This is a genomic window from Phaeobacter sp. HS011 (genome assembly GCF_018101215.1).
GTDB lineage: Bacteria > Pseudomonadota > Alphaproteobacteria > Rhodobacterales > Rhodobacteraceae > Phaeobacter > Phaeobacter inhibens.
In genome coordinates, this window is the sequence record NZ_JAGEUF010000010.1 from 86,302 (window position 1) to 103,356 (window position 17,055).

16 protein-coding genes are annotated in these 17,055 nt (G+C 62.0%); 5 read left to right on the forward strand and 11 right to left on the reverse strand.

Going from position 1 to position 17,055, the window contains the following annotated elements; genetic code table 11:
- Window positions 1-516: 516 nt before the first annotated feature.
- Entirely contained in the window at window positions 517-2,202 is a 1,686-nt protein-coding gene (locus J4721_RS17285) for a tryptophan halogenase family protein (RefSeq protein WP_102914649.1), read from the forward strand.
- 93 nt (window positions 2,203-2,295) lie between these two features.
- Here J4721_RS17285 and J4721_RS17290 read toward each other — a convergent pair whose 3' ends face one another.
- The 8 genes from J4721_RS17290 to J4721_RS17325 all read right to left on the reverse strand — a co-directional run bounded on the left by J4721_RS17290 (window position 2,296) and on the right by J4721_RS17325 (window position 10,905).
- Complete coding sequence (locus J4721_RS17290; protein ID WP_211003293.1) at window positions 2,296-4,311, reverse strand: M3 family metallopeptidase; 2,016 nt, start codon at window positions 4,309-4,311, stop codon at window positions 2,296-2,298.
- Between the two features lie 96 nt (window positions 4,312-4,407).
- Window positions 4,408-5,229 carry an amino acid ABC transporter permease gene (locus J4721_RS17295; protein ID WP_102873702.1) on the reverse strand — a complete coding sequence of 274 codons (822 nt, stop codon included), beginning with the start codon at window positions 5,227-5,229 and terminating at the stop codon, window positions 4,408-4,410.
- Between the two features lie 64 nt (window positions 5,230-5,293).
- On the reverse strand, window positions 5,294-6,106 hold the full coding sequence (locus J4721_RS17300; RefSeq protein WP_027246413.1) for a transporter substrate-binding domain-containing protein: 813 nt from the start codon (window positions 6,104-6,106) through the stop codon (window positions 5,294-5,296).
- A gap of 33 nt (window positions 6,107-6,139) precedes the next feature.
- A complete protein-coding gene (locus tag J4721_RS17305) occupies window positions 6,140-7,291 on the reverse strand; it encodes a HesA/MoeB/ThiF family protein (RefSeq protein ID WP_211003292.1) in 1,152 nt (383 codons plus the stop codon).
- Complete coding sequence (dut, locus tag J4721_RS17310) at window positions 7,291-7,746, reverse strand: dUTP diphosphatase (protein WP_211003291.1); 456 nt, start codon at window positions 7,744-7,746, stop codon at window positions 7,291-7,293. Before dut ends, J4721_RS17305 begins: the two co-directional genes overlap by 1 nt.
- A 42-nt stretch (window positions 7,747-7,788) precedes the next feature.
- Window positions 7,789-8,991: a bifunctional phosphopantothenoylcysteine decarboxylase/phosphopantothenate--cysteine ligase CoaBC gene (gene coaBC / locus J4721_RS17315; protein ID WP_211003290.1), complete on the reverse strand. Its 1,203-nt coding sequence runs from the start codon at window positions 8,989-8,991 to the stop codon at window positions 7,789-7,791.
- 100 nt (window positions 8,992-9,091) lie between these two features.
- On the reverse strand, window positions 9,092-10,030 hold the full coding sequence (locus tag J4721_RS17320; RefSeq protein WP_211003289.1) for a ChaN family lipoprotein: 939 nt from the start codon (window positions 10,028-10,030) through the stop codon (window positions 9,092-9,094).
- Window positions 10,027-10,905, reverse strand: coding sequence for an RNA polymerase factor sigma-32 (locus J4721_RS17325; protein WP_014875566.1), 879 nt, complete (start codon window positions 10,903-10,905; stop codon window positions 10,027-10,029). Before J4721_RS17325 ends, J4721_RS17320 begins: the two co-directional genes overlap by 4 nt.
- Before the next feature lie 295 nt (window positions 10,906-11,200).
- On the opposite strand from J4721_RS17325, the gene cobU reads away from it, so the two are divergent.
- From cobU to J4721_RS17345, 4 genes are all read left to right on the forward strand, one after another.
- Window positions 11,201-11,719 carry a bifunctional adenosylcobinamide kinase/adenosylcobinamide-phosphate guanylyltransferase gene (cobU, locus tag J4721_RS17330; RefSeq protein ID WP_102849535.1) on the forward strand — a complete coding sequence of 173 codons (519 nt, stop codon included), beginning with the start codon at window positions 11,201-11,203 and terminating at the stop codon, window positions 11,717-11,719.
- Complete coding sequence (locus tag J4721_RS17335; protein ID WP_211003288.1) at window positions 11,716-12,321, forward strand: histidine phosphatase family protein; 606 nt, start codon at window positions 11,716-11,718, stop codon at window positions 12,319-12,321. Before cobU ends, J4721_RS17335 begins: the two co-directional genes overlap by 4 nt.
- Window positions 12,322-12,379: 58 nt before the next feature.
- Window positions 12,380-13,063 carry a glutathione S-transferase gene (locus J4721_RS17340; protein ID WP_211003287.1) on the forward strand — a complete coding sequence of 228 codons (684 nt, stop codon included), beginning with the start codon at window positions 12,380-12,382 and terminating at the stop codon, window positions 13,061-13,063.
- A gap of 121 nt (window positions 13,064-13,184) precedes the next feature.
- Window positions 13,185-14,687 (forward strand): YifB family Mg chelatase-like AAA ATPase, encoded by a 1,503-nt coding sequence (locus J4721_RS17345; protein WP_211003286.1) that lies wholly within the window; start codon window positions 13,185-13,187, stop codon window positions 14,685-14,687.
- A 22-nt stretch (window positions 14,688-14,709) separates the two neighbouring features.
- Here the strand turns inward: J4721_RS17345 and gshB are convergent, their stop codons facing one another.
- The 3 genes from gshB to rsmI form a co-directional block, all read right to left on the reverse strand.
- Complete coding sequence (gshB, locus tag J4721_RS17350) at window positions 14,710-15,642, reverse strand: glutathione synthase (protein ID WP_076616796.1); 933 nt, start codon at window positions 15,640-15,642, stop codon at window positions 14,710-14,712.
- A gap of 98 nt (window positions 15,643-15,740) precedes the next feature.
- Window positions 15,741-16,145 carry a YraN family protein gene (locus J4721_RS17355; RefSeq protein ID WP_211003285.1) on the reverse strand — a complete coding sequence of 135 codons (405 nt, stop codon included), beginning with the start codon at window positions 16,143-16,145 and terminating at the stop codon, window positions 15,741-15,743.
- Window positions 16,146-16,147: 2 nt separating this feature from the next.
- Complete coding sequence (gene rsmI / locus J4721_RS17360) at window positions 16,148-17,008, reverse strand: 16S rRNA (cytidine(1402)-2'-O)-methyltransferase (RefSeq protein WP_211003284.1); 861 nt, start codon at window positions 17,006-17,008, stop codon at window positions 16,148-16,150.
- Between the last annotated feature and the right edge of the window lie 47 nt (window positions 17,009-17,055).

The following is a 17,055-nucleotide window of genomic DNA, read 5'->3' on the forward strand; positions in this document are numbered from 1 at the left end:
CAGGCCGCTGTGTCAGACTGATCCCAATCGCGATTACAGGATCCGGGTTTGGCACCCCGGCTCCAACCAGGAACCGGGCCCCGACCTCTGGGGTCGTGCAGAGAATTTGAGCACGCGGGCCATCAACCCGCCCCCTCCGCCCCCGTGGCGGCGCCGTCCACTTTATGCCGCAACCCTCCGGTTGCAGAACAAGGCCCCGATCAACGGTCAATAAGTTGATCCAGCCCCAGAGCCACCCCGGACAGCCACAGGCTGCACCGGTAAATCCGCGCGTCTTGCAGATCCAGCTATCCCGTCCCAATCCGCCCGACAGCCCAGTAAACCCTGTTGCAGAGCGGTAGTTTTCAAAACTTGAAGACTGGTGTGCCCAGCCTGCCCTCTCTCAGAATACAGCCCTTCGTGCCCCGGACCGTCTGACAACAGGTTCGACACGGCATTTTGCGGAATTGTTGCTAGCCAGACGCCAGATAGCTGCGCTACGGTCCTTGAAAAAACTATAAAACAGGGACGGAACACATGAACAATCGCTTAAGGAAGATCACCATCGTCGGCGGCGGCACGGCGGGGTGGATGACGGCGCTGATCCTGGAGACAGAACTCTCCCGCACGTCAGCGCCCAAGGACCGGCCAAAGATCTGCCTGATCGAAAGCCCGAATATCGCCACCGTCGGGGTGGGCGAGGCAACCGTGCCGCGGATGCCCAAAACCCTCCGTCAGGCCGGCATCTCAGAGCGCGCCTTTTTCCGTGAAACCAACGCCTCGTTCAAACTGGGGGTAAAGTTCTGCAACTGGAACAAGGATGCCAAGGGAAATCGCATCGACTACGTGAACCCCTTTGCCCACGGTCAGTTGCTGGATGGGCTGGAGCCAGCTGAATATTTCCTGCGCTTTGGCAATGGGGATCGCGACTACACCCAGTCCATCGCCCCCCATGATGATCTGGGCCGCCTGTGCAAGGGGGCCCGCCCCTTGGGGCAGCCGGAGTTTGAACAGCGCTTTGGTTATGCCTACCATCTGGACGCGGTAAAATTTGCTGGCATGCTCACCAAGGTTTGTACCAAGCACGGCGTGGAGCATATCCAGGATGAGGTGACATCGGTTGAACTGGATGAGCAGGGCAATGTCAGCCATCTGATGCTGGAGCAGCGCGGCCGTCACGATATCGAAATGGTCATTGACTGCACCGGGTTCCGCGGGCTGATCATAAATCAGGCGCTGGGTGAGCCGTTTATGGATTACTCCGACTACCTTCCCAATGACCGCGCCATGGCCTTGCAGATCGACCATCCCGACCCGGAAAAGATCGAAAGCCTGACCCGCTCCACCGCCCTTGGGGCCGGTTGGACATGGCGCGTACCGCTCTACAACCGGGTCGGCACCGGCTATGTATTTTCCTCCGCCCATCGCACCGATGATCAGGCGGCGGATGAGTACCTTGAATGGCTGGGCGACAGCGGCAAAGGGGCGACACCGCGCATCATCCCAATGCGGATCGGGCGGGTGCGCAATGCCTGGGTGAAGAACTGTGTGGCCATCGGTCTGGCCGGCGGCTTTATCGAGCCGCTGGAAAGCACCGCAATCCATATGATTGATCACGCGGTGCGCTGGCTCACCGAACATATGCCCACGCGCGACATCGCCCCGTCCCTGCGGACCAGATACAACCGCCAGATGGACAAGCTCTATGACGAGGTTCTGGAGTTTATCTGCCTGCACTACCGGCTCGGCAATCGCACCGATGACCAATACTGGATCGACGCGCGCACGGAGATGAAGATCCCGGATCGCCTTGCCGAGAACCTTGAACTCTGGCAGCACCGCCTGCCGATGCCCCATGATATCGAATTTGCCACCCTGTTTGATTACCGGGTCTATCAGACGGTGCTTCTGGGCAAACAAGTCTATGATACGGGCTATGGCCCCGGCATCCGGGATCGCCTGCGCCCCTTGAAGAAGCCAATTTGGTTCCAGTGGTGGAAGGGCGCAAAGGTAGATCTGGCGAACATCCTGAAGTCGATGCCGGATCACAAAACGCTGCTGCGCGATATTCGCGGCGAGCTGGATCAGCCCGGCTTTGGCATGGGGGCTGCGATGAAGCCAACGGTGTCTATGCCATGTCCTGAAGCGGTGCCTTGCATGATCCAGAATATGCCCAGTTTCAGCGAAATCGAGAACGGTCAAAAAGACCTGCAGCTGTTCTAGGATCACGGGCAAACGCTCAAACAGTTCGCAAATGAGAGAGGGCAGACGCATCGCGCCTGCCCTCTCTCATTCCGGACAAAACCATCGCGCGGATTATTTCGCCGCCAGCCCGCGCCCCTTCAGCAACGCATCAACGCCCGGCAGGCGCCCCCGGAACGCCGTGTACAGCTCCGCCGGATCGCGGGAGCCACCGGTGGAGAGAATATGCGCCTCCAGCGCCTCGGCGCGCTCAGGATCAAAGGCCCCATTTGCCTCTTCAAAGGCCTCAAAGGCATCAGCATCCATCACCTCCGACCACATGTAGCTGTAGTAGCCCGAAGAGTAGCCGTCCCCGGAGAACACATGGGCGAAATGAGGGGTGGCATGGCGCATGATGATCGCGGATGGCATGCCGATCTCAGCCAAGACCTCCGCCTGTCTGGCCATCGGATCGCTGGGTGCAGGCCCGTCATGAAACGCCAGATCCACCAGTGCGGAGGCCACATATTCCACCGTCTGGAACCCCATATCAAAGGTCGAAGCCGCCAGCACCCGGTCGCGCATCTCCACCGGCATCGGCTTGCCGGTGTCGGCGTGGGTGGCGAATTTGCCCAGAACCTCCGGCACGTCCAGCCAGTGCTCATACAGCTGCGAGGGCAGTTCGACAAAATCGCGCGCCACCGAGGTGCCAGAGATGCTCTCATAACTCACATCCGACAGCATCTGGTGCAGCGCATGGCCGAACTCATGGAACAACGTGCGCGCATCATCATAAGACAACAGCGCGGGCTCACCCTTGGCAAAGTTGCAGACGTTGATCACGACCGGGGTCTGCACCTCAGGGAATTTCGCCTGGCTGCGCATTGCCGAACACCACGCGCCGGACCGTTTGGAGGAGCGGGCAAAATAGTCCCCGATGAACACGGCCACATGCGCACCATTGCGGGTCACTTCCCAAGCGCGGCAATCCGCGTGGTACAGCGGCACGTCCAGCGGCGTGAACTCCAGCCCGAACAGGCGGGTTGCGCAGTCAAACGACGCCTCGATCATGCGGTCCAGCTGGAAATAAGGCTTCAGCTCCGCCTCATCCAGATCATGCTCCGCCTTGCGCCGTTTCTCCGCGTAGTAGCGCCAGTCCCAGGGCTCCAGCTCGCCGTTGATGCCGTCTTCCTGCATCATCTTGGTCAGCACCCAGGCATCCGCCTCCGCCTGCGCCTTGGCCGGCTCCCACACCTGCATCAGCAGATCGCGCACCGCGGCCGGGGTTTTGGCCATCTCGGTTTCCAGCTTGTAGGCTGCGAAGTTTTCATAGCCGAGCAATTTGGCGCGCTCTTCGCGCAGGGCCAGAATTTCGGCAGCGATTTCGCGATTGTCGCTGTCGCCCCCATTGGCCCCACGTGCAGCCCAGGCCTCGAACGCCGTCTTGCGCAGGTCGCGACGGGGAGAAAACTGCAAAAACGGCGTGATGAGAGAGCGCGACAGCGTGACCGCAGGGCCATCCAGCCCCTTGTCCTTGCCCGCTGCGCGGGCAGCATCGACCACAAATTGCGGCAGACCGGCCAAATCCTCTTCGCTCAGCGCCATGAACCAATCACGTTCATCCGCCAACAGGTTCTGGGTGAACTCCGTCCCAAGCGTCGCAAGGCGGGATTTGATCTCCTGCATGCGGGTGTCATCCGCGCCCTCCAGCGCTGCACCGCCACGCACAAATCCGCGATTGGTCAGCATCAGGACACGCTGCTGTTCCTCGGTCAGATCCAGCGTATCGCGCTGATCCCACACCGATTTGACGCGCGCATAAAGCGCCTTGTTGGCGGTGATGGCGGAAAAATGCGCTGCCAGTTTCGGGGAGAACGCCCGCTGCAACGCCTCGCGCTCGGGGTTACTGTCTGCACCAGCCACGCTGTAGAACACCGACAGAACCTGCTCCAGCTCGCGGCAAGGGGTTTCCAGCGCCTCGATCACATTGGCAAATGTTGGTGCCTCATCTGCGGTGGCAATCGCATCAATCTGCGCCTTATGCGCAGCCAGCGCCTCATCCAGAGCAGGGGCAAAATCGCTGTCCTTGATTTCATCAAACGGCGCAATTTCAAATGGCGTGTCCCAAGTGGACAGCAGCGGATTGGTCATGGCAAATCTCCTTTGAGAGGAAGCTATGCCTGCCCCCGCCCGCCGTCCAGAGGCACAGTCGAGAGAATTTCACCAATCACCGCCGGAGCCTTCCCGCTACCGGCGCTCCTCGCGACGTCGCAGGTGTTTCTCAAACCGTCTGAGCAGCAGCGACAAGCCAATCGTCAGCGTCAGATAGATCAGCGCCACCACGTTGTAGGTCTCGAAATAGCGGAAATTGCCTACCGCCGTCAGCTTGCCCAGCTGCGTAACATCCGCAACGCCCAGCACTGACACCAGCGAACTGTCTTTGACCAAGGCGACAAAATCATTGCCCAGCGGCGGCAGGATGGTGCGGATCGCCTGTGGAAACACGATGAAACGGAAGCGATGCCAGCGGCTGAGGCCCAGCGACTTTGCCGCCTCAATCTGGCCCTCATCCACCGATTGCAGACCGGCGCGAAACACCTCCGAGATGAAGGCGGAATAGGCGATCATCAGCGCGATAATGGCCCGCCACAGCAGCGGAAAATTGCGCGTGCGGATCGGGTCCAGCCCGATGTGATCCCCCAGCCAGTTCCGCAGTTCCACCAGTGCGGGTGCGAGCACAAAGGCGACGTAAAGCAGCAGCACGATGATCGGAATGCCGCGCACCACCTCGATATAGAACCGCGCACCCTGCCGGATCACCAGCCAGCGTGACCCCGCCGCCAGCGCCAGCCCAAGACCCAGAAGCGACGCGAGAAAGAAGCTGATCAGCGTGACAAAGATGGTCAGCTGGACGCCCCGCATCAACGTGCTGAGGATGGTGAGATAGAGATCATCCGAGGCCACCCGCCAGATCAGCGTCCCGCCAATCAGAAGCACCGCCGCCAGCCACCAGGGAAAATCGTCTTTCTTGCCGTCCGGTCTGCGCGGCTTTGGCTCTTGTGCGCTCATGTCTGCCCCTTGATGTAGAAATCCCCGGCGCCTGGGCCGGGGATTGGTCGGTGTCTGTGCAGGGTTATCCGCCGAGCTTATACTCAAGGAACCATTTGGTGTTCAGCGCCTCCAGCGTGCCGTCTGCCTCCATCGCGGCGATGGCCGCATTGATCGGCGCCACCAGATCGCTGCCCTTGGGGAAAATGAAGCCGAAATCCTCAGTCCCCAACGGCTCACCCACGATTTTCAGCGCTCCGTCAGAGGCCTGCACGTACCCGTTGGCGGCGGTGCTGTCCGACAGTGCCAGATCCACATCGCCCGTGCGCAGCGCCTGAATGGCCGCGCCAAAGGTTTCAAACAACTTGATGCGCGGGTTGGCCTCGTCACCATCCAGAATATCGTAAACCGTCACGTAAAACGGCGTGGTGCCGGGCTGCGCGCCCGCCAACAGGTCCGCATCCGCGGCAAAACCTGCAGCATCATCAAACCGGCTCTCATCCCCGGCCACGATCATGCGCATTTGCGAGGTCAGGTATTTGTCGGAGAAATCAACCTTTTCCTTGCGATCATCGCGAATGGTGATGCCGGTCATGCCCATGTCATACTGGCCATCGCTGACCGCCGGGATCATCGCGTCCCAGCTGGTGGTTTCATAGACAACGGTGATGTTGATCCGCTCGGCGATCTCCGCCATGGCGTCATATTCCCAGCCAATCGCCTTGCCGCTGGACGGTTCGACGAATTGCAACGGCGGATAGGCGTTTTCCACCGAAACAACCACTTCGCGCCCCTCAAGGTCCGGCAGATCCGCAGCCGTGGCTGCGCTTGCCAGCAATGCCACCCCTGCGGTTGCGGCCACCGTTTTCAGAGCCGTTTGGGTCCAATTGAATGTCATCTTATCCTCCCCTTTGGTGATGTAATTGCGTCGTCAGATTGTCTCGGATGACCCCGCATCGGAGTGCGGCGCGCCCGCCTCTTTGCCCGTCTCGTTGCTGCCCGCCTCGTGGCGGCCAGTCTCCTCCCCGGCTGCCTCCCCGCCCGCACAAATCGGGCAATCACTGCGCTGGCTGAGGGTGATCTTGCGGCTTTCGGAATAGAGCCCGTCATAAATCAGCATCTCGCCCTGCAGGGTCTGACCCGCGCCGGTGACCGCCTTGATCGCCTCCAGCGCCATCATCGCGCCAACAACACCGGGCAAGGGCCCCACGACCCCGGCCTCGGAACAGCTGGGCGCAAGCCCTGCGGCCGGTGCCTCGGGAAAGATGCACTGATAACAGGGGCCGCCTGCGGTGGGGTGAAACAGCGAAATCTGCCCCTCCCACTGCGACAGCGCGCCTGAAATCAGCGGCTTGCCCAGTGCCACGGCGGTGCGATTGACCAGATAGCGCGTTTCGAAATTGTCGGTGCCATCCAGAATCAGATCATAATCGCCAAAAAGATCGGTCGCGATATCCGCGTTCAGGCGGCGGTGATAGGGGCGCACGGTGATATGGGGATTCTGGGCCTCCATCGCGGCCTGCGCCGAGAACACCTTGGGGATGCCGATATCCTGATCGCGGTGGATCACCTGCCGCTGCAGATTGGCGTTTTCCACCAGATCATCGTCGATCACCCCAATGGTGCCCACCCCGGCGGCGGCAAGATATTGCAGCGCGGGCGCGCCCAAGCCCCCTGCCCCGATCACCAGAACACGGGCCTTGCGGAGTTTCTTCTGCCCCGGCCCGCCCAGTTCGCGCAGGACGATGTGACGGGCGTAGCGGTCCAGCTCGCTCTCCGAGAATTTGTCCGGGCGAGGTTTGGCGCCACCCTCGGCATCCTCCTCCGGCTGTGCGCGGCTGCGCAGGCGGCGCAACAAATGGCGATACGCCAGCACCAGAACCACCATACCGGCCAGCACCAGCCAGGGCGCCGCAGATCCACCGGTGGCCCCCCGCAGCGGTGCGGTTTCAGGCAAGGTCAGATGCACCGCCAGAATAGCGATATACAGCACCCCGAGCAGGCCCAGCCGCAGGGTGTGCCCCATCCCGAGAAACCGCCCGCCCCACCAGATCAGAGCCGCAAGAACAATAATCGACAGCATCAGCGCTGCCCCGTGGAGCCAAAGCCACCGCTGCCGCGCGCGCTCTCACTCAGGCTGTCGACCAGTTGAAAACGCGCCTGCAACACCGGCGCAACCACTATCTGCGCGATGCGGTCGCCATGGGCGATCTCAAACGGGGCGTCACCTGCGTTCATCACAATGACCCCCAGCGGGCCGCGATAATCGCTGTCGATGGTGCCGGGCGCATTGGGAAGGGTGATGCCATGTTTCAGCGCAAGGCCGGAGCGGGGGCGGATCTGCACCTCATAACCTTGCGGGATTTCCAGTCGCAGCCCGGTGGGCACCAGCGCGCGGGCACCAGGGGCAAGGGTCAGGCGCGCGCGATCCGGCAGGTTGGCGCGCAGATCGGCACCTGCGGCTTCGGCCGTCTGATAGGCAGGCAGCGGCACATCCCTGTCTGCGCCCTCGTCATATGTGATGCGGATCTCGACCATTCCTGTGCCTTGTCCTTATTCGATGTTTCCTATTCGGGCGGCTCAGCCTCTCTCTGTGAGCGCCGCTGCGATGCGATCCGCCAATTGACGTGCGACAGCGCCCTTGTCCATGCGCGGCCAGCTCTCTGCGCCTTGATCTGAGATCAGCACAACCGCGTTTTCGCTACCGCCCATGATACCTGTCGCGGGGGAGACATCATTGGCAATAATCCAGTCACAGCCCTTGCGCAGGCGTTTAGCGGTGGCGTTTTCCACCACATCATTGGTTTCTGCCGCAAACCCCACAACAAGTCTCGGCCGCCCCTCATCCAGATGCGACACGGATTTGAGGATGTCCGGGTTTTCGGCAAATTCCATCGCCGGCAGGCCATCCTTCGATTTCTTCAGCTTGCGATCAGAGGCGCTGGTGACCCGCCAGTCGGCCACGGCTGCGGCAAAGACTCCGGCGTCCGCAGGCAGGGCGGCGGTCACCGCGTCGGCCATCTCTTGCGCGGTCTCCACGGCCACCACCTCAACCCCCTCGGGCGGCGCGACGCTGGCAGGGCCCGTGATGAAGACCACCTCAGCGCCCAGATCGCGCAGAGCACGGGCCAGCGCAGTTCCCTGCGCTCCGGATGAGCGGTTGGCGATATAGCGCACCGGGTCGATCGGCTCATGGGTGGGGCCGGAGGTCAGGACAATACGCTGTCCCTTCAGCGGCCCGTCGGAGAGTTTGGCGACAATCGCGGCAACAATCGCGGCCGGTTCCGCCAAACGGCCGGGGCCAAATTCACCGCAGGCCATGCCGCCCTCATCGGGACCAACGCAAGCAACACCATCCGCCAGCAGGATCTCAAGATTGCGCTGGGTTGCCGGGTGCTGCCACATGCGCACATTCATCGCGGGCGCCAGCAGCACCGGCGTATCGGTTGCCAGCAGCAGGGTGGAGGCCAGATCATTGGCGTGACCATTGGCCATCTTCGCCATCAGATCTGCGGTTGCCGGGGCCACCACCAGTAGATCCGCGCTGCGCGACAGTTGGATATGGCCCATCTCAGCCTCGGCTGTCAGATCAAACAGGTCCCGGTGAACTGCCTGCCCGGCCAGTGCAGAGACTGACAAGGGGGTCACAAATTCCTCTCCCGCCTTGGTCAGGACCGGCACCACTTCGGCGCCCTGATCCTGCAGTCGGCGGATCAGCTCCAGCGATTTATAGGCGGCAATCCCGCCGCCGATGATCAGGAGAATACGTTTGTTCGCCAGCATTTGCCCATCCTTGCCGCAGGTCCCGGCAAACTCTACTGCGCCACGCCGCCAGTGTGAAACGGTTTTCGGCGACCCCTTGCCCCGCGCCGGGATAGGGTTGTTACTGGAACGCCAGACAGGGATCGGGACGGTGGATGGCAACCGCGTCCAGAACCACATCGAACACGCCCGCGATCTGGCTGTCTTCGGACTGGCCAAGGGCCGCGATCCGCAAATCGGGACGTGCCAATCGCAATGCCACTGGGGCGCCACGATCCAGCCGTGCATGACCATTGCCGGTGATAACAACAACAGGACCCTTGGATCTGTCATAATCTGGCTGCTGCATCGCGATCACAACGGCACGTGCCAGCGCCGCGTCCCGCAGTCGCTGCAAATTGACCAGCACCGGCAGCATTTCAGGTGGCATGGCGTTGCAGTGATTGGCCAGTTGATCCGCCTCCCGCTGAGATTGCTGCGCCTCTGGCAGCGGATCTGTCAGGCCATATCGCGCCGCGTCCACACCGAAGAAGACGGCCACCCCGATCTCCATCGCGCGGCGGGTGTCCGCGCGGGGTACCAAGGCGCCGAATTGCGCAGCCTCACTGCTGGCGGAGAATACCGGTTGATAGAGTGCAAAGTCGGGCCAGCCGGATTGTGCCCAATCCAGTATTTCGGCCAAGGCGGCAGAGTCTCGCAGCAGCGCTGGTGTCAGTCTTTGCGACTGTTCCATAGTGATCATTTCCCAGACCACCGCCTGGGGACGCAATTGCGCGATCAACTCCGCCTGTACCTGATGATGGGCCGGGTTGTCATGCACCTCACCCAGAAAGACCACGTCGGCCTCAGCCATAGCCGGCAGCACCTCAGCGCTGGAGCGAGCCAGCACCGCAGGCGATGGGGCATGTCCGATATTGCTGTCTGCCGCGCCACTGCCCGCCATGGCAACAGCCAGAACCATTGCGCATAACGCCACGCGCCCCAGTGCTGAGCCGCGCATAAAGAAGGCGCGTCCGATCTGGGGCGCGCCTTTGTTGATAACATCACTGTGGTTTTTCATAGGAGGAAATTCTGGACTTCCCGTGAACAGGTTTCAAGCGATTTGCGCATCTTCTGGAAGGCACCTGCCTCCAGCTGGCGCACACGCTCCTTGGACAGGCCCAACTCGGTTCCGAGGCTCTCCAATGTGCGCGGTTTTTCCCGCAGTTTGCGTTCCGTGATGATGAAGCGTTCGCGGTCGTTCAGCGCCTGCATCGCCTCCACCAGCCAAGTCCGCAGCTGCCGGGTGTCATGGCTTTCCTCGACCAGCTCGGCGGCCTGAGCGCTGTCGTCTTCCAGCGCCTCGATCCACTCGCGCCCCTCTTCCTCGGCTGACTGGACAGCATTCAACGAAAAATCCGCGCCCGCCAACCGCCCGTCCATCATCTGCACATCCCGCAGTGGCACGCCGATTTCGGTGGCGATCTGCTGGTGCAGCTGATGCTGGTCCAGGCGCGTGCCTTCCGACTGGGCCTGTCGCTCCAGCTGGGCCTGCACCCTGCGCATGTTGAAGAACAGCGATTTCTGCGAGGAGGTCGACCCGGTCCGCACCATCGACCAGTTGCGCATTACATAGTCCTGAATGGAGGCCTTGATCCACCAGACCGCATAGGTGGAGAAGCGCACACCCCGATCAGGATCGAACTTGTCTGCCGCCTTCATCAGGCCCAGACCCGCCTCCTGAATAAGGTCATTCATCGGCGCGCCGTAGCGGCGAAATTTGGACGCCATCGAGATGGCCAGTCGCATGTAGGCGTTGATCAAACGGTGCAGTGCCTGCACATCGCGTTCATCCCGCCAGGCGTAGGCCAGTTGCAGCTCTGTTTCCGCGTCCAGCAATTCCGCCTTCATTGCCCGCTTGGGCAACGGGTTTTCGATCATGGTATCAAGTGCCATTTTTCTTCCCCGTAGATGAATTTTGATCTGTTTACGCGCGCCGCGCGGATTTGGATCACTTCACAATTGGCAAATTCCCGAAAATAGGGTCGGGACTGTCGTCTGTGGCCGGACAGGTTGTGGCGAAAAACGCATAACGCGCCGCCACATCGGGCCGGTCTGGGGTGCAATAAACGTCTGAAATACGGCGTCATCTTAGGCAGGTTGACGCGCCCTTGTGGTCAACACATCTTGTGCTGCATTGCACCCGTGGCTACCCAGTCACGCAACACTCGATATGTTCAGGGTAGTAAAATTGCCGTCTAAAGTCACATTCATTCTTGGCGGCGCAGCGTCTGGCAAGTCGGCCTTTGCCGAAAGCCTCTGCCTAAGCTCCGGTAAAGACAGGGTTTACCTCGCTACTTCACAAGTGTTTGACGATGAGATGCGCGCGAAGATTGACCGCCACCTTCATCAGCGGGGCACCGGCTGGACCACCCATGAGGCGCCGATGGACCTCGCGCCGGTGCTCGACTCGCTGGCGGCGGATCAGATCTGTCTTGTGGATTGCGCCACCATGTGGCTCAGCAATCAGATGCTGGCGGAGGCGGATTTGCAAGCGGCGCAGCACGACCTGCTGGATGCCTTGCAGCGCTGCGCAGCTGAGGTGGTCGTGGTGTCAAACGAGGTGGGGCACGGCATCGTGCCGGACAATGCGCTGGCCCGGCAGTTCCGCGAGGCGCAGGGCCGGCTCAATATCGCATTGGCCGGGATGGCTGACCGGGCCGTGCTGGTCACCGCCGGACTGCCGCAGGTGCTGAAAGGAACGCTATGAGCAACGATGCGATCACGAGACTGTTTCTGGTCCGTCACGGCCCAACCCATGCCAAATCCATGGTCGGCTGGTCCGATCTGCCGGCTGATCTGTCGGACACGGGCGCGCTGAACCGGCTGCATGGATATCTCCCCGCTGAGGCGCTGGTGGTCTCCTCCGATCTGAGCCGGGCGCGCGACACGGCGACTGCTATCGGGCGCGACCGGCAGCGGCTGGAGGATCATCCGGATCTGCGCGAGATTCATTTCGGCGCCTGGGAGCTGCGCAGCTGGCGCGAGATCGACGCCGAAGACCCAGACCGCATCCGCGCCTATTGGGAAACCCCCGGCGACGTGACCCCTCCCGGCGGCGAAAGCTGGAATCAGGTCTGCGCGCGGGTGAATGGGGCTATCAATAGGCTGATCGACACCCATCGCGGGCGCAATCTGATTGTGGTGGGCCATTTTGGCCAGATCCTGACGCAGATCCAGCGGGCCGAGCGGCTGACCGCGGAAGAGGCTTTCTCGCACCGGATCGATAATCTGTCGGTCACGGAACTCACCCATCAGGGGGCTGATTGGGAACAGGGATGGGGTTGCGGCAAAATCAATCACATTCCGTGATGAATTACCTCACAAATATTATCTTTGGGAATGATCCGTGACGCGCTAGCCTCGCGTCATGACATATCAACTCTATATCGGTGATCGCAAGTATTCCAGCTGGTCGTTGCGCGGCTGGCTGATGCTGGAAAAATTCAACCTGCCTCATGAGGTCTCGCTGATTGAGATGTTCTCGGGCACCATGAAGGACAGAATGGCGGCGCTGGCGCCTGCGCGGCTGCTGCCGACGCTGCAACTGCCCGATGGTACGGTGATTGGCGAGACCGTCGCGATTGCCGAAACTCTGGCGGAGCGCCATCCCGAGGCAGGCATGTGGCCCGAAGATCCGCGCCAGCGCGCGACGGCCCGCTGGCTGGTGGCGGAGATGGCCTCTGGTTTCGGCGCGCTGCGCAGCGCCTGTCCGATGCAATTGGCCCATATCTATCAGGGGTTTGAACCCTCTGAGGCGGTTCTGGCGGATCTGCGGCGCATTGAGACGCTGTTTGCTCATGCGCGGACGGTCTCGGGCTGCGCCGAGGGCTGGCTCTTTGGCAGCTATTCCATCGCGGATGCCTTTTATGCGCCGGTGGCGGCGCGCATTGTCGGATTTGACCTGCCTGTTGCGGATGAGATGCGTGCCTATTGTCGCGTCACCCTTTCTGATCCTGTGCTGCGCCGCTGGCAGGATCGAATGGATGAGGTGAAGTATAGCACCGATCCCTACCCGATTGATTTGCCGCGCATCCCCTGGCAGCTGAGCTGAACTGCCGGTCAGCCATCAGGGTAAATAATGCGTAAAACCTCAGGGGCCCTCCACGCGCATTAACGACTCCGAAACCACGTTGTCAAAGCATCTCTCCCCACCCAAAGCGGAAAGGGGAGAGATGATTTCGCGCGCTTATACCGTTGCCTTTCAAGGCATTGAGGCCCGCCCGGTTGAGGTGCAATGCGCTGTCGCCCCCGGCTTGCCTGCTTTCTCCATCGTAGGTCTGCCCGACAAGGCAGTCAGCGAGGCGCGGGAGCGGGTGCGCTCCGCCCTTGCGACCATGTCGATCGCCCTGCCCTCGCGCCGGATCACGGTCAACCTGTCGCCTGCGGATCTACCCAAGGAGGGCAGCCATTTTGACCTGCCCATCGCACTGGCGCTGCTGGCCGCGATTGAGATTATCCCGTCTGAGGCGGCATCAGAAACCATTGCACTGGGGGAGTTGTCGCTGGACGGCAGCCTTGTACCGGTGGTGGGTGCCCTGCCCGCGGCTATGGCCGCCGCCAGCGAAGGGCGGAGGCTGCTCTGCCCCAGAGCCTCCGGCGCGGAGGCCGCCTGGGTCAGCGATGCAACGGTGATTGGCGCCAGCGGGTTAACAGATGTCGTACGGCATTTTACCGGGCAGATGGTGATCCCCCCGGCAGCGCCCGGTGACGTCATTGAGGGTCCGGCCGGCAAGGATCTGCGCGATGTAAAAGGTCAGGAACGGGCAAAACGCGCGCTGGAGATCGCTGCAGCCGGTCGGCACCATTTGTTCATGGTTGGGTCGCCGGGATCGGGAAAATCCATGCTGGCGGCGCGGATGTCTTCTATCCTGCCGCCCCTCACGGCGGCTGAGGCGCTGGAGACATCGATGATCCAGTCGCTCTGCGGGCTGATCGACGACGGTGGCATTCGCCGCGACCGACCCTACCGCGAACCCCATCATACGGCGTCGATGGCGGCCATTGTCGGCGGTGGACGGCGGGCGCAACCCGGTGAGATCAGCCTGGCCCATAACGGGGTTCTGTTTCTTGATGAGTTGCCGGAGTTCAGCCGCGCAGTGCTGGAAACGCTGCGCCAACCGCTGGAAACCGGCTATGTGAATGTGGCGCGTGCAAATGCCCATGTCAGCTACCCCAGCCGTTTCATGCTGGTGGCGGCGGCAAACCCTTGCAAATGTGGCGCGCTCAGCGATGCCAACCGGGCCTGTGCGCGGGCGCCGCAATGTTCGGCGGATTATCTTGGCCGCATCTCCGGGCCATTGATGGACCGGTTTGATCTGCGGGTGGATGTGCCGCCGGTGGCATTTGCCGATCTGGACATGCCGGGCGACAGCGAGACCTCGGCGGATGTGGCGATGCGGGTGGCCATCGCCCGCGAGATCCAGACCAGCCGCTACCACGATCATCCGGGGCTGCGCCAGAACGCCGATGCCGAGGGGCAGCTGCTGGAAGAGGTGGCCACGCCGGATGCCGAGAGCCGCGCATTGTTGTTGCAGGCAGCGGACCGGTTCGGACTGACCGCGCGCGGCTATCACCGGGTCCTGCGGGTGGCCCGCACCATCGCGGATCTGGACGGGGCGCCGGATGTCCGCCGCCCCCATATCGCCGAAGCGATCAGTTTTCGCATTGCCGCCTAGGCGGGTTTTCTCAACTGATAGCTCAGAGCTTGGCTTCGATCGCTTGCCAGATCTTTTCGGCGATATTCACCCCGTCAAAGCGCTCCAGCTCCTGAATGCCGGTGGGTGAGGTCACGTTGATCTCCGTGAGATAGTCGCCGATCACATCGATCCCGACGAAGACCTGGCCCTTTTCACGCAGCAAGGGTCCGATGGCGGCGCAAATCTCGCGATCCCGGTCGCTGAGGCTGATTTTCTCAGGCCGTCCGCCGACGTGCATGTTGGAGCGGGTTTCGCCCGCTGCAGGCACGCGATTGATCGCGCCAACCGGCTCACCATCAACGAGGATCACCCGTTTGTCGCCATTCGACACATCCGGCAGGAATTTCTGCACGATCAGCGGCTCCCGGCTGAAGCCGGTGAACAGCTCATGCAGAGAAGTCAGGTTGCGGTCATTGGCGTCGAGCCGGAACACACCGGCCCCGCCATTGCCATAGAGCGGCTTCAGAATGATGTCGCCGTGTTTCTCCTTGAACGCCTTGATGGTGTCCAGATCGCGGGCGACGGTGGTCGGCGGCGTCAGCTCGGGGAAATCCAGAACCAGCAGTTTTTCCGGGTAGTTGCGGACCCAGAACGGATCATTGACCACCAGCGTCTGGCCCTTGAGGCGGTCCAGCAGATGGGTGGAGGTGATGTAATGCATGTCAAAGGGCGGGTCCTGACGCAGCCAGACCACGTCAAAGTCGCTCAGGTCGACTTCGCGGCGCGGGCCGAGTTCCGCCGGGGTGCCAGCCACCCGCTGGACCGTCATATCATGGCCGCGCGCGGTGATGCGCCCCTCCTGATAGGCCAGCTGGTCGGGACCGTAGAAAAACAGGCTATGCCCGCGCGCCTGCGCCTCCTCAGCGAGGCGGAAGCTGCTGTCGGCGTTGATGTCAACGTCGGTGATCGGGTCCATTTGAAAGGCGATTTTCATAATGTCAGTCCCTCATGACATGGGCAAAATGACATGGGCAAAACCGCCCACGCGGAATACATGACCCAGCTTGGCGGCGGGTTCAATGGCTGAACTGATCAACCCTGACCATAGGCGTTTTCCAGCGCCTCAACTCTGCCGGTGCCATCCACCACCGCGACATCAAGCCGTGCCTCCGTCAGCTGGCCCGCCGGTTCATCCGCAAGAAACTGCGCTGCACTGGCCATCATGCGCTGCATCTGCGCGGCATTGATGCGCGCCATGGCCTGATCGCGGGTGGCGCTGTGTTTGACCTCAACAAACACCACCATCGCCCCAAGCCGCAGAATAAGATCGATTTCAGCGCTGCCGCCCCGCCAACGGCGTGCCGCGATCTGATAGCCCTGCCGCTCATAGTGGCGCGCAACCAACTCCTCCGCCGCATGTCCGGCGTGATGGGATTTTGCGCCACGTAGCCCACGGGCCGAGGCGCGCCTGGGCGGGGTGTCCTGCCGCCCGGCCACGCTCAGCCGGCGTCCTTGGCCATATCGAGCGCCAGTTGGTAGATCTTGCGACGGGGCAGATTGTGCATCTCGGCCACGATGGAGGCGGCGTCTTTTACGGAGTTGTCCTTCAACGCGGCGCGCAGATCGCTGTCGAGGTCGCCGTCGCTGACACTGACGCCGCGTGCCCGGTCAACGAGCACAACGATCTCGCCTTTGACGGGGGCCTGATCCAGCCCCTCGGCGAGGGTCAGCAGGCTGTCGCGGCGCACCTCCTCGAATTTCTTGGTGATTTCACGGCAGAGCGCGGCGGGACGGTCGCCGAGAACCGCCGCCATGTCGCGCAGGGAGGCCGCAATCCGCTTGGGCGATTCGTAAAAGACCAGCGTGCCGGGCACGGCTGCCAGCTCTTCCAGCCGCTTGCGCCGGGCGCCGCTGGCGTTCGGCAGGAAGCCCGCAAAGAAAAACGCATCCGTTGGCAGGCCAGCCAGTGTCAGCGCCGCCAGCGCCGCAGAGGCCCCCGGCGCCACGGTCACCAGATGCCCGGCCTCGGCGGCGGCGCGGCTGAGGTCATAGCCCGGATCGGCAATAAGCGGCATACCCGCCTCGGAGGCATAGGCAACCGATTGCCCCTCCGCCAGCGCGGCCAGCAGGCGTGCGCGGGCCCCTGCACCGCTGTGATCGTGATAGGCCACAATCTGCCGCCCGTTGAGCGGAACACCGTGGATTTCCATCAGTTTGCGCAGGGAACGGGTGTCCTCGGCGGCGATCATATCGGCAGAAGCCAGCACATCCAGCGCCCGCAGAGTGATGTCGCGCGCGGTGCCGATGGGCGTCGCAACAAAGTAGAGGCCGGATGGCAAATGGACGATCTTGTGATTCACGCTGGACCCGCCTTGTTGGTCGTTTATGATCCCTCAGGTACCAACAC

Bases quoted from the DNA above. Each gene is read 5' to 3' on its own strand.
- J4721_RS17285 (WP_102914649.1), top strand. From the start codon at position 517: ATGAACAATCGCTTAAGGAAGATCACCATCGTCGGCGGCGGCACGGCG.
- J4721_RS17290 (WP_211003293.1), bottom strand. From the start codon at position 4,311: ATGACCAATCCGCTGCTGTCCACTTGGGACACGCCATTTGAAATTGCG.
- J4721_RS17295 (WP_102873702.1), bottom strand. From the start codon at position 5,229: ATGAGCGCACAAGAGCCAAAGCCGCGCAGACCGGACGGCAAGAAAGAC.
- J4721_RS17300 (WP_027246413.1), bottom strand. From the start codon at position 6,106: ATGACATTCAATTGGACCCAAACGGCTCTGAAAACGGTGGCCGCAACC.
- J4721_RS17305 (WP_211003292.1), bottom strand. From the start codon at position 7,291: ATGCTGTCGATTATTGTTCTTGCGGCTCTGATCTGGTGGGGCGGGCGG.
- dut (WP_211003291.1), bottom strand. From the start codon at position 7,746: ATGGTCGAGATCCGCATCACATATGACGAGGGCGCAGACAGGGATGTG.
- coaBC (WP_211003290.1), bottom strand. From the start codon at position 8,991: ATGCTGGCGAACAAACGTATTCTCCTGATCATCGGCGGCGGGATTGCC.
- J4721_RS17320 (WP_211003289.1), bottom strand. From the start codon at position 10,030: ATGAAAAACCACAGTGATGTTATCAACAAAGGCGCGCCCCAGATCGGA.
- J4721_RS17325 (WP_014875566.1), bottom strand. From the start codon at position 10,905: ATGGCACTTGATACCATGATCGAAAACCCGTTGCCCAAGCGGGCAATG.
- J4721_RS17335 (WP_211003288.1), top strand. From the start codon at position 11,716: ATGAGCAACGATGCGATCACGAGACTGTTTCTGGTCCGTCACGGCCCA.
- J4721_RS17340 (WP_211003287.1), top strand. From the start codon at position 12,380: ATGACATATCAACTCTATATCGGTGATCGCAAGTATTCCAGCTGGTCG.
- J4721_RS17345 (WP_211003286.1), top strand. From the start codon at position 13,185: ATGATTTCGCGCGCTTATACCGTTGCCTTTCAAGGCATTGAGGCCCGC.
- gshB (WP_076616796.1), bottom strand. From the start codon at position 15,642: ATGAAAATCGCCTTTCAAATGGACCCGATCACCGACGTTGACATCAAC.